The organism is Pseudomonas sp. MDT1-17, assembly GCF_054898105.1.
This window is the reverse complement of sequence record NZ_JBUBVM010000001.1, coordinates 2,173,703-2,187,421: the sequence shown is the minus strand read 5'-3', so window position 1 is coordinate 2,187,421 and position 13,719 is coordinate 2,173,703. Positions and strand designations below refer to the sequence as shown.

Sequence of the window (13,719 nt, the reverse complement as noted above, 5' to 3'; positions counted from 1 at the left end):
ATGCTTTACGCAATCATTGCCACAGACGTCGCCAACTCCCTGGAAGCCCGCCTGGCCGCACGGCCTGCACACCTTGAGCGCCTGCAAGTGCTCAAAGGCGAAGGTCGCATCGTTTTGGCCGGCCCACACCCGGCGGTCGACAGCAATGATCCGGGTGCTGCGGGTTTCACCGGCAGCCTGATCGTCGCCGAATTCGATTCCCTGAGCGCCGCCCAGGCCTGGGCCGATGCTGATCCGTATATCGCCGCAGGTGTCTACGCCAACGTTTCGGTCAAGCCGTTCAAGCAAGTCCTGCCATAGTGTCTTGTCTCGCAAGTACTGTTCCTTTTTTGACGGTGTCTGTTGCCGTCATGCTGCGTTGCCGCTCCTCGCCATAGCGGGCTATGACTCGTCGCGGCGCCTTGCCTGACAACAACAGCCACTCGCCAAAAAGAGGAACGTACTTGTGAGACAAGACACTAATCCCCTGGCGCGATGAACCTTATCGGTTCATCGCGCGCTCAACGCTCATTATTCTTGTTTACCGGCCGACAACCTGCCCAATACTCGTATTGGAATCAGGAGTCGCGATGCGCAAGGGTTCGTTGTGTCTGATGTTGGTGACGTTGTCGATCGTGGCCCCCGCCCACGGTGAAGAAGCCGCTGCAGGCGGTAGTTCGACACCGCTTTCCTTGAGCGCCGGCAGCCAGATCACCGATTTGCAGCAACGCTTGAAAGCAAGCGAGCAGCAACGAGAAGAACTGAGCAAACAACTGCAGAATGTCGATGGCGAACGCGAAAGCGTTCAACTGAGCCGGTTGCGCCAGGAGAACCAGCGCCTGAAGCTGCAACTCAAGGAAGCCCAGGCCAGCAGCCCGTTGCCGCGATGGCTGACTGATCAGCAGCAGTGGTTCGTCATCGGGGCCGGAGTAGCGCTATTGGCGCTGCTCTGCGGTATCTTCGCCAGTGGTGCCACCAGAAAACGTAGGCAATGGCTAAATTGAGTGAGTCATGAGCGAGCTGTTATTAATTGATGATGACCAGGAGCTGTGTGAGCTCCTGAGCAGTTGGCTGAGCCAGGAAGGCTTCCAGGTCCGTGCCTGCCACGATGGTCAAAGTGCACGCCGTGCGCTGGCCGAAACCTCCCCGGCTGCCGTCGTGCTGGACGTGATGCTGCCAGACGGCAGCGGCCTCGAACTGCTCAAGCAATTGCGCAGCGATCACCCGGAATTGCCGGTGCTGATGCTCTCGGCCCGCGGCGAGCCGCTGGACCGCATCCTCGGCCTGGAACTCGGCGCCGACGATTACCTGGCCAAACCGTGCGATCCACGGGAACTGACAGCTCGCCTGCGCGCCGTGTTGCGTCGCAGTCATCCGGCGGCAGTGTCCAGCCAGATGGAACTTGGCGACCTGTGTTTCAGCCCGGTGCGTGGCGTCGTCAGCATCGATGAACAGGAATACACCCTCACCGTTTCCGAAAGCCGTTTGCTCGAAGCCCTGCTCAAGCAACCCGGCGAGCCGCTGGACAAACAGGAACTGGCGCAAATCGCCCTCGGCCGCAAGCTGACGCTGTACGACCGCAGCCTGGACATGCACGTCAGCAACCTGCGCAAAAAGATGGGCCCGCACCCCGACGGCCGCCCGCGCATCGTGGCCCTGCGCAGCCGTGGCTATTACTACAGCCTTTGAATACGAACGCGGTCCCTTGTAGCAGCTGTCGAGCCCCAGCGAGGCTGCGTTCGGCTGCGCAGCAGTCGTAAAACCTGAGAACGCGATTTACCTGAAAAACCCCATCGCCTGATTTCACGACGGCTACGCCGCCGAACGCAGCCTCGCTGGGGCTCGACAGCTGCTACAACAGTCGTGTTTCGTCAGGGACGTGGATTTGTCAGGTTGGCCAGAACTCGTCTTTACCCAAGCTTTACGTTCCGCTGACCGCCGCTGACCTTGATCTCCGTAATCTGTACTCATCCGGAACGTACCGGGAACGAGACAAGGAGATTCACCATGCGCAAGACTCTTATCGCTCTGATGTTCGCCGCCGCCCTGCCAACCGTTGCCATGGCCATGCCTGAAGGCGCCGGCTCTATGGGTCCGATGGACGGCTCGCGCCATGGCGGTCAGATGCACGGCATGCACGGCAAAGGCCCGTACAGCCAGCTGGACCTGAGCCGCGAACAACGCGAACAGATTCGCAAGATCATGGGCGAGCAGATGCATGAGCGTAAGCAAGTGGTCGACAAGTACCTGGAAAAACTTTCGCCAGCCGACCAGAAAGCGATGAAAGATGAAATGGCGGCCAACCACAAGAAAGCTGAAACCGACGTGCGTGCCTTGCTGAAACCGGATCAACAGAAGCAATTCGACGAGATCCAGAAGAAAAAGGCTGAGCGTCGCGCCGAGTGGGCCGAGTTCAAGGCCTGGAAAGCGCAACAGCCGCAAAAGGCGCAATAGTGTTCTAGCGTCATGCCACAGCCCAACGGTTAATTGCCGTTGGGCTTTCTTTGTTTGAGGATTTTCTGTGCGCTCATTGTTCTGGCGTATCCTGGCCAGCTTCTGGCTGGCCATCGCTCTGGTTGCAGGGCTCTCCATTCTGCTCGGGCACATGCTCAACCAGGACGCGTGGATTCTCAGTCGCCACCCGGGCCTCAACACCCTCGCCGAACAGTGGACGCAAACCTACGAATCACGGGGCGAAGAAGCGGCCCAGGACATTCTGGAACAGCGCAAGCGCCAGTATCACATCGACGTTCAAGTGCTCAACGAGAGCGGTGATCCGGTGGTGCACGGCACCTTCCCACGCCGCGCGGCGGCCTTCGAAGCGCGGCAGAACAACGACGACCGTCGCCTGCCATGGCGTCGTCTGACCGATGAATACACCAGCGCGAAAACCGGCGACACCTACCTGCTGATCTACCGCATTCGCCACCCGGAACTGGACGCGTGGCACCGCGAAAGCCTGCTGTGGCCGTTGAGTGCGCTGGGTATCGCGCTTGTGGTGCTGACCTTGTTCAGCCTGTTCGTGACGTTGTCCATTACTCGCCCACTCAACCGTTTGCGCGGCGCGGTGCATGACCTCGGACAAACCACTTACCAACAGAACAGCCTGGTAAAACTGGCCAACCGGCGCGACGAGTTCGGCGTGCTGGCCAACGACTTCAACCGCATGGGCGCGCGCCTGCAAAGTTTGATCGGCAGTCAGCGGCAGTTGCTGCGGGATGTGTCCCACGAATTGCGTTCCCCCCTAGCCCGGCTGCGCATTGCGCTGGCACTGGCCGAACGGGCCAACCCTGAAGAACGAGAAAAACTCTGGCCGCGCCTTACGCGTGAGTGCGACAGACTGGAAGCGCTGATCAGCGAAATCCTGGTACTGGCACGGGTCGATGCCGACAACGCCAGCGCCGAAGAGGTTGACCTCAATGCGCTGCTCAACACCCTGCAAAAGGATGCTCAATTGGGTTCGCCCGAGCAGAACGTGCGCCTTGAAGCCGAGCCACAGCTGAACCTAAAGGGCTGGCCGACGATGATCGAGCGCGCCGTGGACAACTTGCTGCGCAATGCCCAGCGGTTCAACCCGGTGGGGCAATCGATTGAAATGCAGGCGGTGCGTCAGGGTGAGCGGATTGTGGTCAGTGTGCGTGACCATGGGCCGGGTGTAGAGGCTACACATTTGAGCCAGTTGGGTGAGCCGTTTTATCGGGCGCCGGGGCAGACGGCGGCTGGACATGGCTTGGGATTGGCGATTGCGCGCCGTGCGGCGGAACGGCATGGCGGGAGTCTGGTGCTGGCTAATCACCCCGATGGCGGGTTTGTCGCCAGCCTTGAATTACCGGTGGTGCCTGGGGCGGTGGTGCAGCCGTAAGTGCAGTGGTGATGCAAAAAGATCGCAGCCTCGTTTCACTCGACAGCTCCTACAGGTGTACACATTTCCCTGTAGGAGCTGTCGAGTGAAACGAGGCTGCGATCTTTTGATCTTCAGGCTTTACCGGGCCAGGTGCTGACGAATTCAGTGAGGTCTACCTTCTCCGCCACGCGCGGTTCCTTCTGCGGCGTACCCAGATAAAGAAACGCAATCACCTCTTCCCCTTCCGCCAGCCCCAACCCCTTGGCCACTTGCGCCGAATATGCAAGCTCACCCGTGCGCCACACCGCGCCAATTCCTTGCGCATAAGCCGCCAGCAAAATCCCGTGAGCCGCGCAACCCGCTGCCAGCAGTTGTTCGGACTTCGGATATTTGACGTGATCCTGCAACCGCGCGATCACCACAACCACCAGCGGCGCACGCAGCGGGCCATTACGCGCCTTGTCCAGCGCGGTCTCGGACACCTCACTGTCTTGCAGCTTCGCTGCTTCGGCCAGCAACTCGCCCATTTGCTCACGTGCCGCGCCTTCGATTGTCAGGAAGCGCCAAGGCTGCAGGTGACCATGGTCTGGCGCTCGCATCGCGGCGGCAAACAGCACTTCGCGTTGTTCCGCGGTCGGTGCCGGGTCGAGCAGTCGTGGAACGGAAACACGGTTGAGCAAAGCGTCGAGAGCCTGCATCGGCCACCTCCTGAAAAAATGTTTGGCTATTCTAGCTGCAACTGCGCAGGCGGTGCCGGTTTACATGCCCTGCCCCGCAGGTAGAATGGCGCCCTTCCCTAATTTCAGCCCGAGCGGACTTCATGGCGTTGCCGACCTTACGCACTATTGGTTTCATCATCGGCCTCTTCCTGATCACGCTGGCCATTGCCATGGTCGTGCCCATGGCCACGCTGGTGATTTTCGACCGCACCGGCGACCTGCCGTCGTTCCTCTGGGCGAGCATGATTACCTTTGTCGCCGGCCTCGCGCTGGTCATCCCCGGTCGCCCCGAACACGTACACCTGCGGCCCAGGGACATGTACCTGCTGACTGTCAGCAGTTGGGTGGTGGTGTGCATCTTCGCTGCGCTGCCGTTCCTGCTGACCCAGCGCATCAGCTACACCGACTCGTTCTTCGAAAGCATGTCCGGCATCACCGCTACCGGGGCGACGGTACTCACGGGCCTGGACACCATGTCCCCCGGCATCCTGATGTGGCGCTCGTTGTTGCACTGGATCGGCGGCATCGGCTTTATCGGTATGGCGGTAGCGATTCTGCCACTGCTGCGCATCGGTGGCATGCGGCTGTTTCAGACCGAGTCGTCGGACCGTTCCGAAAAAGTCATGCCCCGCTCGCACATGGTGGCGCGTTTGATCGTTGCGGCCTACGTCGGCATCACCATTTTCGGTAGCCTGGCATTCTGGTGGGCCGGGATGAGCCCGTTCGATGCGATCAACCACGCGATGTCAGCGATTTCCACTGGCGGTTTCTCAACGTCCGACCAGTCTCTGGCCAAGTGGACGCAGCCGGCGGTGCATTGGGTGGCGATCGTCATCATGATTCTTGGTGCCCTGCCGTTCACCCTGTACGTAGCGACCTTGCGCGGTAACCGCAGGGCCCTTATCAAGGATCAGCAGGTTCAGGGTTTGCTTGGAATGCTGCTGGTGACCTGGCTGGTGCTCGGCACCTGGTATTGGTGGACCACCCAGCTGCATTGGCTGGAAGCCCTGCGGCATGTGGCGCTGAACGTGACCTCGGTGGTCACGACTACAGGCTTCGCGCTGGGGGACTACAGCCTCTGGGGCAATTTCTCGCTGATGCTGTTCTTCTATCTGGGTTTTGTCGGCGGCTGTTCGGGCTCGACCGCTGGCGGGATCAAGATTTTCCGCTTCCAGGTCGCCTACATTCTGCTCAAGGCCAACCTTAACCAATTGATTCACCCGCGCGCGGTGATCAAACAGAAGTACAACGGTCACCGTCTCGACGAAGAGATCGTGCGTTCGATTCTGACCTTTTCGTTCTTCTTCGCCATCACCATCTGTGTGATCGCGCTGCTGCTGTCGCTGCTCGGCGTGGACTGGATGACTGCCCTTACCGGCGCGGCCGCCACGGTGTCCGGTGTCGGTCCGGGACTGGGCGAGACGATTGGCCCGGCGGGCAACTTTGCCACCCTGCCGGACGCCGCGAAGTGGATTCTGTCGGTCGGCATGCTGCTGGGCCGACTCGAGATCATTACGGTGTTTGTTCTGTGTATTCCGGCGTTCTGGCGTCACTGACAGGAGCAGGCGCTTCCATCAGCCGCATCCGGTACTCGCCGGGGGTGGCATCGAACCAGCGGCGGAACGCACGGAAGAAGTTGCTCGGATCGGCGAACCCCAGCAGGTAGGCAATTTCCAGCAGGGTCATGGTCGGCTGCGCCAGGTATTGCTCGGCCAGTTCACGCCGGGTGTCGTCGAGCAACGTCTGAAAACTCGTGCCTTCTTCCTGCAAGCGTCGCTGCAAAGTGCGTTGCGACAGGTGCAGCGTCTGCGCCACGGTATCGCGCTTGGGTTCGCCCTGGGGCAGCAATCGGCACAGCACCTGTCGCGCCTTGTGCGTTACGCGACTCTCGGAAAACCGCGCCAGGTATTCACCGGCAAACCGGTCATGCAATAGCGCCATCGCCTCGTTGGCGGTCGGCAGCGGTGCCTCCATGTCAGCGCGCTCGAAGATCAAGGCGTCATAAGGCGCGTTGAACACCAAAGGCGCATGAAAGGCCTGTTTATAGGGTTCGAGATTGACGGGCTGATCGCCCTGCACCAACACCTTGCGCGGTTGCAGAGTGCGCCCGGTCAACCAGCCGCACAGCGCCAGGGCACAGGCCAGTGACGCTTCGGCGCTCTGCCGGGTCGGTGGCAGGTGGTCGCCGTGGACCGTCAGAATCAGCGCATAACCCTCATCCAGCAATCGGAAACTCAGGTCGGCACTTTCGGCAATGATCCGCTGATAGCGCACCAGCCGTTGAAAGCCTTCGGCCAGGGTCTGGCTGGACATCAAGGCGTAGCCTGCCACATGAAAGGAAGCCGGTCGCACCACCTTGCCCATGTTCAGGCCAATCGCCGGGTTGCCGGACAGCTCGACCGCGCGCTGCCACAGTCGTGTCATGGAATCTTGCGGGAAGCGAGCATCCGGATCATCCAGCGCCGCGTAGTCGAGCCCCAGCTGTTTGAACAGAACCCGGCAATCCAGGCCGTCCATCTCCAGTGCTTTGACAATCCCCATCGCCCAGCTTGCAGAAGTCGTTCGTTCGCTCATGTCGTCCACTTACATGATGAGCCGCATGCTACGGCCAATTTCCGAAGGATACTAAAGTGGCGCCTATTGTCACTGGCTGATGCCAATGATCACTCTAGACTCAAATAGGCTACCCGCAGAACAACTTGCAGTCAGAACAATAACCACAGAGATCGCAGTCGTGGAAAACATCAAACGTTTCAACAGCTTCGCTGAGTTTTACCCGTATTACCTCAGCGAACACAGCAACAGTACCTGCCGACGATTGCACTTTATCGGCACGACTCTGGTTATTTTCATTCTGGCCCTGACCATCGGCAAGGGCGCCTGGCTGCTGTTGTGGGCTCTTCCGCTGGCGGGTTACAGCTTCGCCTGGGCGGGCCATTTCTTCTTCGAGAAGAATCGTCCTGCGACCTTTCAACATCCGTTTTACAGCCTGCTCGGCGATTTCGTCATGTACCGAGACATGATTCTGGGTCGCGTGCCGTTCTAGGCGCAGCCGCTATTTAGAGAGATCAGCAAAGAGAGATCAGCCGATGAATGCCAACGCCCGTTTCACCCATATGCAGGACGGCACGCAGGAAGACTGGGCGATTATCGCCGCAGACTTCAGTGCCTACGCGCGACAATTGCCGACACGGATTGTGGCGCACCTGAAATTACTGGAGGGTGATTTTGGCGGTTTCCCGGTGGATCGTCTGACCCATTCCCTGCAAACCGCCAGCCGTGCCTGGCGCGATGACCGCGATGAAGAATACGTGGTCTGCGCGCTGCTTCACGACATTGGCGACACCCTGGGTTCCTACAACCACCCGGACATCGCCGCAGCGATCCTCAAGCCGTTCGTCAGCGCCGAGAACCTGTGGATGGTCGAGCAGCACGGGATTTTCCAGGGGTACTACTTCTTCCATCATTTGGGCATGGACCGGCATCTGCGCGAGCAATTCAGCGGTCATCCGCAGTATCAGGCGACCATTGAGTTCTGTGCCAAATATGACGCAGCGGCGTTTGATCCCGCGTATGACACGCTGCCGCTGAGTTTCTTTGAGCCGATGATGGAACGGGTGTTTGCGCAGCCGAAGAACTCCATCTACAAGGCTGCGATGGAAGAGCACGCGCCAGCTTAAGATCAAAAGATCGCAGCCTTCGGCAGCTCCTACATTGAGAATGCGATCCCCCTGTAGGAGCTGCCGAAGGCTGCGATCTTTTGATTTTGCTGTTATGCAGGCTCTGCGACTTTCAATGCCTTCAACTCAACCTCCCGCGCCTGGGCATCCGCCAATCGATACAACTCGATTGATCCGTCCCAATGCTCGATCAGCGCTGTGCACGACTCCACCCAATCCCCGCAATTAAGGTAATCCACCCCGCCGACCTTGCGAATCTCGGCATGGTGAATGTGCCCGCACACTACGCCGTGCAACTCGCGTTTGACGCATTCGTGAGCAATCGCTTCTTCGAAATCGCTGATGAAGCTGACCGCGGTTTTGACCTTGTGCTTGAGGTAGGCAGACAGCGACCAGTAACCGTAGCCATAGCGTGCGCGCCAATGGTTGAGCCAGCGGTTGAGGGTCAGGGTGAATTCGTAGGCCGAGTCACCGAGAAAGGCCAGCCAGCGGTGATATCGCGTGATCACGTCGAACTGGTCACCATGAATGACCAGCAGATGGCGGCCATCGGCGGTCACGTGCACGGCTTCATCCACCAACTGAATGTTGCCCAGAATCAGCTTCGAATAGCGGCGCAGGAATTCGTCGTGGTTGCCGGTGACGTAGATCACCTCGGTGCCGCGCTTGCTCATGGTCAGCAAGCGGCGGATCACATTCGTGTGCGCCTGGGGCCAGTACATGCCGCCGCGCAGCTTCCAGCCATCGATGATGTCGCCGACCAGGTAGATCTTGTCCGCGTGGTAGCCCTTGAGAAACTTCGCCAAGTGTTCGGCCTGGCAATCCCGGGTGCCCAGATGCACGTCGGAAATCCACAACGTCCGTACACGTTGCTTACGACTGGGTTTGGCGAGCTCGGCGCTGGTCATGGGCAACCCTCTGCAAAAGTTTTTGCAACTTTGCGCCGGTCGGGTTAATTGCCCATGACAGTGGCGAGTCAGTCCTGTGACAGCGCCCCACGATTGCCCTCGGTGTAGACTGCAGCCAAGCCCTGGAGACCTGCGATGAGACCGATCCTCACGCTACGCCAATACACTCATGACCTGATCGTCCACAGCCACGACCACGCGCAGTTGGTGTTCGGGCTGTCGGGCGCGCTGGATTTCGAGGTCGACGGGCGTGGCAGTCAGGTGGTTCAGCAGAGTTTCGTGGTGGTGCCGTCCGGTTTCCATCACGCCTGCGGTAGCGCCAATGGCAGCCGTTGCCTGGTGCTGGATGTGCCCAGCGACCAATGGGTATCTCAGTCCCTTGGTGATCACGCCGAGGCCAGTCGTCGTTTGCTCGACAACGCCGGTCGCCTGCCGCTGGATGCCGGGCAAAGCCAATTGGTCAGTTGGTTGGCGGGCAGTCAGGTCAGCGATCCATTGATCGCGCAACAAGGCGCGGTGTTGCTGCTGGCCAGCCTCAACAACGCCAAACCCGAGGTCGGCGGGCGGCGCCTGCCTTATGCGGCGCTGAATGCGCACATCGATCAGTACGCAGCCTACCCACTTCAAGTCGCCGATCTGGCGCGCATCGCCGGTCTGTCCAGCGCTCGGTTGCATGCGCGGTTCGTTGCGGAATGCGGGCAGACGCCGATGGATTACATCCGCAGTAGACGATTGCACATGGCCGTGGGCTTGTTGCGGGATTCGGCGCTGCCGATCGGCGAGATTGCCAGTCGGGTCGGCTACAGTTCGCAGAGTGCCTTTGCGGCCGCGGTGTTGCGGGAGTTCGGTGCCTCTCCCGGCAAAATGCGGCGCGAGGTTGGCGACAAACAACGCGAGTCTGGCGACAGACACAGCGGGAAGTTGCGCGGTTCAATGTAGGGCCTGGTTCTATACGCTTATCAAGGATTGCAATGACTCCCCGTACCGCCCTTGGCGCCCTGCATATCGGCGCACTGATGTTCGGCCTGACCGGTGTGTTCGGCAAACTGGCTGCTGCCTCCCCCGCCATAATCGTTTTTGGGCGTGCCGCGTTCGCTGTGCTGGCGTTAGCGGTTTTTGCGCGGTTCGCCAGCACTACTCGCTGGCAGAAACTCGAGGCGGTGGACTGGCGCCGACTGTTGCTCAGCGGTTTGCTGCTGGCCGGGCACTGGGTGAGTTTTTTCATTGCGGTGAAGGTCGCAGGCGTGGCAATCGCGACCCTGGGTTTTGCCAGCTTCCCGGCGTTTACCGTGATCCTTGAAGGGTTGATCTTCCGCGAGCGAATTCGCGCCAACGAAATCCTGCTGGTGGTGCTGGTCAGTGTCGGGCTGGTGCTGGTCACCCCTGATTTCGATCTGGCCAGCGGCGCCACCATGGGTCTGCTGTGGGCGGTGGGTTCAGGTTTGCTGTTCTCTCTGCTATCGCTGACCAACCGCGCCAGCTCCGGGCGAATCCCGGCGGTTCAGGCTGCGCTGTGTCAGAACGTGGTGGTCGCGTTGTGCCTGCTACCGGTGGCGGCACCGCAGTTGAGCGAAGTGCGCGCCATCGACTGGCTGTGGATCGGTCTGCTCGGGGTGTTCTGCACCGGCGTCGCTCACAGCCTGTTTGTCGCCAGCCTGGCAGTGATCAAGGCGCGGACCGCGGCGGTGGTTTTCGCCCTGGAGCCGGTTTACGGCATCACCGTGGCCTGGCTGCTGTTTGATGAAAACCCGACACTGCGCATGCTGCTCGGTGGCGCGTTGATCATCGTGGCGATCGTGGTCTCCAGCCGACTCTCGGGCGGCTCAAGCAAGAAGACCGTTGCGGCAGAAGCCGCCTCTCACTGAGTGCGGTCGTTGTGCCCCAGGTCGCGGTCCGGATCAATTTGATCGCGGACCCGCTGCTTCAGCACTTTGGCCTCCGGAAATCCGCCATCAGTCTTGCGCTCCCATATCTGCACATCGTCACAGAAAATGTGAAACACCCCACCGGTGCCGGGCACCAGCGACACTTTGCCGAGGTCGTCACCAAAGGTGCTGAGCAGTTCCTGGGCCAGCCAGGCAGCACGCAACAGCCACTGGCATTGCGTGCAATAGGTGATGATGATTTCCGGTTTGCGTGCAGTCATGATCGGCGAAACTCCTGAGCCAGAGGTCGCCGCTATCATAGCCCGGCGAGCAGGTTCCGGGCTGTCTGCTTAAGCGGCTCGTTATCTTCCTTGAGCAACTCGTTGAGCAGTTCGATGGCGCTGTCCAGATCGCCGTCATCGATGCAGGTCTGGGCTTGTTCCAGTTTGCCGGCACTGCTCGCCTCGGCCGGTTCCAGGTTCAGCGGCTCCAGCTCCAGCGACTGGCCAGAATCGCTGAACTCGTTGAGAAAGGTGTCATCCAGAGATTGCGAGTCAGGCTCGGCGACCCATTCAAGTTCGGGCTCATCCAGCGTCGAGTCGTCAGGCATTTCAAAGACCTCGGGCAAGACGTGCAGGTTCGAGATGAGCGGCGGCTCGACCGGCGCGGGTTCGCTCGATGGCTTCGCGTCGGACGGCGAGTGTTCAAAAGGGCTGATCAGGTCCCAACTCGAATCCATCGACAGGTCATCCAGGTTCAACTGAAACTCATCGTTGGGCGCTGGTTCAGGTATCGAAGGCGTGGGGGGAGTGATTGTCGCGGCGGCGGCCAACGGTATCGCACTGTTCAATTTCGGGTGTCGGGCGCGAATATTCTGAAGTTTTTGCAGGTCGTATCCGGCGTCAAGCAGATTGTTTTCCTGTACTTCGTAGGCGGGGACGTCACCCTGTTTACCCAAGACTTCCAACAACTGCACAGCCAGATCCGTGCGTTGTGGCTCCTTGATCAGCGCCTCCCGCAACAAACCGGCCGCTTCGGAAAAACGGCCATAGGCCAGATAGATACCCACCCCTTCGAGCACATCCCCTGCGGGCGTCTCTTCAATCGATTCGGTTGCTGGTTGCACGACCGGTTCTGCAGCGCGACTGAGCACCGGCTCATGCCGTGACGGCAAAACAGGTAAAGCGTCGGGCACTGCCTGAACCTGTTGTCGTTGGCGCCGAACGAACAGCCCCAGCAAAACCAAAGCCATCAGCGCCAGCAACCCGATAATCAGCAGCCAATGACTGGCCTCAGGCTCTTCAACAATGGTCGGCGCCGGAGCCACAACGACGGGGGCAACCGGCTCCACCGACGCTTGTTTGATTTCCGCCAATTGGGTTTGCAGTTCAGTCACTTGTTTTTTCTGGCCGGCGACCTGCTCGTCCTGAGCCTGAAGCTTCGCATTCAACGCATCGATGGTTGCTTGCAGCTGCTGGTTTTGCAGCACGCTGGCCGCCAGTTGTTCGGCAACCGGATCACTCACAGGCGTGGCAGGAGGTTGATCCACGCGAGGGACTGGCGGCTTTTTGCCCTTCGCCGCAGGTAGCTGTGCAACGGCCGGCTCAACCGTCGGGAATCCAGAGGTCTGAACGTCGGTAACCGGTTCGTCAGTGACGGGAACAATCCCCGGTGAACCCGGCGGATCGATCAGCACCGTGTACTCGCGCAGCACCCGCCCGTTGGGCTGATTGAGTTGCACGAGGAAATTCAGGAAGGGTTCATTGACTGGCTTGTTGGAGCTCACCCGGATCAGGCTGCGGTTGCCGCGCAAGACCGGTGTGAATTTCAGATTGTTGAGGAAGAACACCCGATCAACGCCGGCGCGACTGAACTCCTCCGCCGTCGCCAGGCTGACCGACAGTTCACCCTCCTCCAGACCTGCGGCATCCACCAGGGCGATGTCGGCGCGCAACGGCTGATTCAACGCCGAATGCAGGGTGATGTCACCCAAGCCCAACGCGGGCGCCAATGCCGAGTAAGTGACAGCACCACCGGCCAGAAGCAGCCTGGCACAACACCGCAAAACCACGTGCCAACTCTCGAGCATGAGCATCCCTTAGATAACCATAACCATCTTGTACGCGTTCGCACATCCGGTACGAACACGATATTGCCAAGTAGTTCTTTATAGTCTGCCCAACGGGGTATCTCAAAAATCCGGCGCGCGGTAATGCCTCAAGATTTTTCCAGGTTGGCCAGAATGTGCCCGTGGACACGCATGCAAACCTTCACATCCGCCTCATCGACGCCATCGAACAATTCGTGGCGCAGTTGGGTGGCAATGGTTTCAATTTTTTCGATCAACGGACGCGCCGGGGCACAAAGGACGATTTTCTTCGCCCGGCGGTCTTCCAGCACCGATTGACGTTGCACCAGTCCCTGGCCTTCGAGGCTGTCGAGCAGTCGGGCCAGGGTCGGCCCTTCAACACCGACGCTTTGCGCCAGTTCTCGTTGGGTCGGGGCATCCTCGAAACGCGCCAGGTGCAGCAGCACCAGCCAGCGTGCCTGGGACAGACCCAGGCCAGCCAGACGGCGATCCAGTTCGGCACGCCAGCCGCGCGACATCTGGGCCAGTTGCATGCCAAAGCGGTGTTGGTCGGTTAACGGCATAAAACACTCATGATCAGACTGAAATAGAGAAAAACTAATTATTAGTCAGCTAAGCATGACCCTTGGCTCGAG

16 protein-coding genes are annotated in these 13,719 nt (G+C 59.8%); 10 read left to right on the top strand and 6 right to left on the bottom strand.

The window, feature by feature from the left end:
• The 5 genes from ACYZTX_RS10105 (at position 1) to ACYZTX_RS10085 (ending at position 3,841) form a co-directional block, all read left to right on the top strand.
• Positions 1-300 (top strand): YciI family protein, encoded by a 300-nt coding sequence (locus ACYZTX_RS10105; RefSeq protein ID WP_008156126.1) that lies wholly within the window; start codon positions 1-3, stop codon positions 298-300.
• 269 nt (positions 301-569) lie between these two features.
• Positions 570-983, top strand: coding sequence for a translation initiation factor 2 (locus tag ACYZTX_RS10100; protein ID WP_462033943.1), 414 nt, complete (start codon positions 570-572; stop codon positions 981-983).
• Positions 984-990: 7 nt separating this feature from the next.
• Positions 991-1,668 carry a response regulator transcription factor gene (locus ACYZTX_RS10095; RefSeq protein WP_462033942.1) on the top strand — a complete coding sequence of 226 codons (678 nt, stop codon included), beginning with the start codon at positions 991-993 and terminating at the stop codon, positions 1,666-1,668.
• Between the two features lie 318 nt (positions 1,669-1,986).
• The gene (locus tag ACYZTX_RS10090) at positions 1,987-2,433 is read left to right on the top strand and encodes a Spy/CpxP family protein refolding chaperone (RefSeq protein WP_462033941.1); all 447 of its coding nucleotides are present in this window, start codon (positions 1,987-1,989) and stop codon (positions 2,431-2,433) included.
• Positions 2,434-2,500: 67 nt separating this feature from the next.
• Positions 2,501-3,841 (top strand): sensor histidine kinase, encoded by a 1,341-nt coding sequence (locus ACYZTX_RS10085; protein WP_462033940.1) that lies wholly within the window; start codon positions 2,501-2,503, stop codon positions 3,839-3,841.
• A gap of 113 nt (positions 3,842-3,954) precedes the next feature.
• Here the strand turns inward: ACYZTX_RS10085 and ACYZTX_RS10080 are convergent, their stop codons facing one another.
• On the bottom strand, positions 3,955-4,521 hold the full coding sequence (locus ACYZTX_RS10080; protein WP_462033939.1) for an NAD(P)H nitroreductase: 567 nt from the start codon (positions 4,519-4,521) through the stop codon (positions 3,955-3,957).
• Positions 4,522-4,643: 122 nt separating this feature from the next.
• Between ACYZTX_RS10080 and ACYZTX_RS10075 the strand changes: the two genes are divergently transcribed.
• A complete protein-coding gene (locus tag ACYZTX_RS10075) occupies positions 4,644-6,098 on the top strand; it encodes a TrkH family potassium uptake protein (protein ID WP_462033938.1) in 1,455 nt (484 codons plus the stop codon).
• On the opposite strand, the gene ACYZTX_RS10070 is transcribed toward ACYZTX_RS10075, so the two are convergent.
• Positions 6,055-7,116: an AraC family transcriptional regulator gene (locus tag ACYZTX_RS10070; RefSeq protein WP_462033937.1), complete on the bottom strand. Its 1,062-nt coding sequence runs from the start codon at positions 7,114-7,116 to the stop codon at positions 6,055-6,057. The genes ACYZTX_RS10075 and ACYZTX_RS10070 overlap by 44 nt on opposite strands.
• Positions 7,117-7,276: 160 nt before the next feature.
• On the opposite strand from ACYZTX_RS10070, the gene ACYZTX_RS10065 reads away from it, so the two are divergent.
• Positions 7,277-7,588, top strand: a complete 312-nt coding sequence (locus ACYZTX_RS10065) for an Mpo1-like protein (protein WP_008156143.1) — start codon at positions 7,277-7,279, stop codon at positions 7,586-7,588.
• A 43-nt stretch (positions 7,589-7,631) separates the two neighbouring features.
• Positions 7,632-8,222, top strand: a complete 591-nt coding sequence (locus ACYZTX_RS10060; protein ID WP_462033936.1) for an HD domain-containing protein — start codon at positions 7,632-7,634, stop codon at positions 8,220-8,222.
• A gap of 92 nt (positions 8,223-8,314) precedes the next feature.
• Here the strand turns inward: ACYZTX_RS10060 and ACYZTX_RS10055 are convergent, their stop codons facing one another.
• Positions 8,315-9,130, bottom strand: a complete 816-nt coding sequence (locus ACYZTX_RS10055; RefSeq protein ID WP_462033935.1) for a UDP-2,3-diacylglucosamine diphosphatase — start codon at positions 9,128-9,130, stop codon at positions 8,315-8,317.
• Positions 9,131-9,265: 135 nt separating this feature from the next.
• Here ACYZTX_RS10055 and ACYZTX_RS10050 point away from each other — a divergent pair, with 135 nt between their 5' ends.
• Together ACYZTX_RS10050 and ACYZTX_RS10045 are read left to right on the top strand one after the other, a co-directional pair.
• Positions 9,266-10,069, top strand: coding sequence for a helix-turn-helix transcriptional regulator (locus tag ACYZTX_RS10050; protein WP_462033934.1), 804 nt, complete (start codon positions 9,266-9,268; stop codon positions 10,067-10,069).
• 32 nt (positions 10,070-10,101) lie between these two features.
• On the top strand, positions 10,102-10,995 hold the full coding sequence (locus ACYZTX_RS10045) for a DMT family transporter (protein ID WP_462033933.1): 894 nt from the start codon (positions 10,102-10,104) through the stop codon (positions 10,993-10,995).
• On the opposite strand, the gene ACYZTX_RS10040 is transcribed toward ACYZTX_RS10045, so the two are convergent.
• From ACYZTX_RS10040 to ACYZTX_RS10030, 3 genes are all read right to left on the bottom strand, one after another.
• The gene (locus ACYZTX_RS10040) at positions 10,989-11,276 is read right to left on the bottom strand and encodes an Rdx family protein (protein ID WP_462033932.1); all 288 of its coding nucleotides are present in this window, start codon (positions 11,274-11,276) and stop codon (positions 10,989-10,991) included. The two genes, ACYZTX_RS10045 and ACYZTX_RS10040, sit on opposite strands and share 7 nt — an antisense overlap.
• A gap of 35 nt (positions 11,277-11,311) precedes the next feature.
• Positions 11,312-13,084 carry a FimV/HubP family polar landmark protein gene (locus tag ACYZTX_RS10035; protein WP_462033931.1) on the bottom strand — a complete coding sequence of 591 codons (1,773 nt, stop codon included), beginning with the start codon at positions 13,082-13,084 and terminating at the stop codon, positions 11,312-11,314.
• 128 nt (positions 13,085-13,212) lie between these two features.
• Positions 13,213-13,647, bottom strand: a complete 435-nt coding sequence (locus ACYZTX_RS10030) for a MarR family transcriptional regulator (protein WP_462033930.1) — start codon at positions 13,645-13,647, stop codon at positions 13,213-13,215.
• Positions 13,648-13,719: the final 72 nt, after the last annotated feature.

Excerpts from the sequence above, each read along its gene's own strand:
- ACYZTX_RS10050 (WP_462033934.1), top strand. The coding sequence starts at position 9,266 with ATGAGACCGATCCTCACGCTACGCCAATACACTCATGACCTGATCGTC.
- ACYZTX_RS10030 (WP_462033930.1), bottom strand. The coding sequence starts at position 13,647 with ATGCCGTTAACCGACCAACACCGCTTTGGCATGCAACTGGCCCAGATG.
- ACYZTX_RS10080 (WP_462033939.1), bottom strand. The coding sequence starts at position 4,521 with ATGCAGGCTCTCGACGCTTTGCTCAACCGTGTTTCCGTTCCACGACTG.
- ACYZTX_RS10070 (WP_462033937.1), bottom strand. The coding sequence starts at position 7,116 with ATGAGCGAACGAACGACTTCTGCAAGCTGGGCGATGGGGATTGTCAAA.
- ACYZTX_RS10040 (WP_462033932.1), bottom strand. The coding sequence starts at position 11,276 with ATGACTGCACGCAAACCGGAAATCATCATCACCTATTGCACGCAATGC.
- ACYZTX_RS10045 (WP_462033933.1), top strand. The coding sequence starts at position 10,102 with ATGACTCCCCGTACCGCCCTTGGCGCCCTGCATATCGGCGCACTGATG.
- ACYZTX_RS10035 (WP_462033931.1), bottom strand. The coding sequence starts at position 13,084 with ATGCTCGAGAGTTGGCACGTGGTTTTGCGGTGTTGTGCCAGGCTGCTT.
- ACYZTX_RS10095 (WP_462033942.1), top strand. The coding sequence starts at position 991 with ATGAGCGAGCTGTTATTAATTGATGATGACCAGGAGCTGTGTGAGCTC.
- ACYZTX_RS10090 (WP_462033941.1), top strand. The coding sequence starts at position 1,987 with ATGCGCAAGACTCTTATCGCTCTGATGTTCGCCGCCGCCCTGCCAACC.
- ACYZTX_RS10100 (WP_462033943.1), top strand. The coding sequence starts at position 570 with ATGCGCAAGGGTTCGTTGTGTCTGATGTTGGTGACGTTGTCGATCGTG.
- ACYZTX_RS10060 (WP_462033936.1), top strand. The coding sequence starts at position 7,632 with ATGAATGCCAACGCCCGTTTCACCCATATGCAGGACGGCACGCAGGAA.
- ACYZTX_RS10055 (WP_462033935.1), bottom strand. The coding sequence starts at position 9,130 with ATGACCAGCGCCGAGCTCGCCAAACCCAGTCGTAAGCAACGTGTACGG.
- ACYZTX_RS10075 (WP_462033938.1), top strand. The coding sequence starts at position 4,644 with ATGGCGTTGCCGACCTTACGCACTATTGGTTTCATCATCGGCCTCTTC.
- ACYZTX_RS10105 (WP_008156126.1), top strand. The coding sequence starts at position 1 with ATGCTTTACGCAATCATTGCCACAGACGTCGCCAACTCCCTGGAAGCC.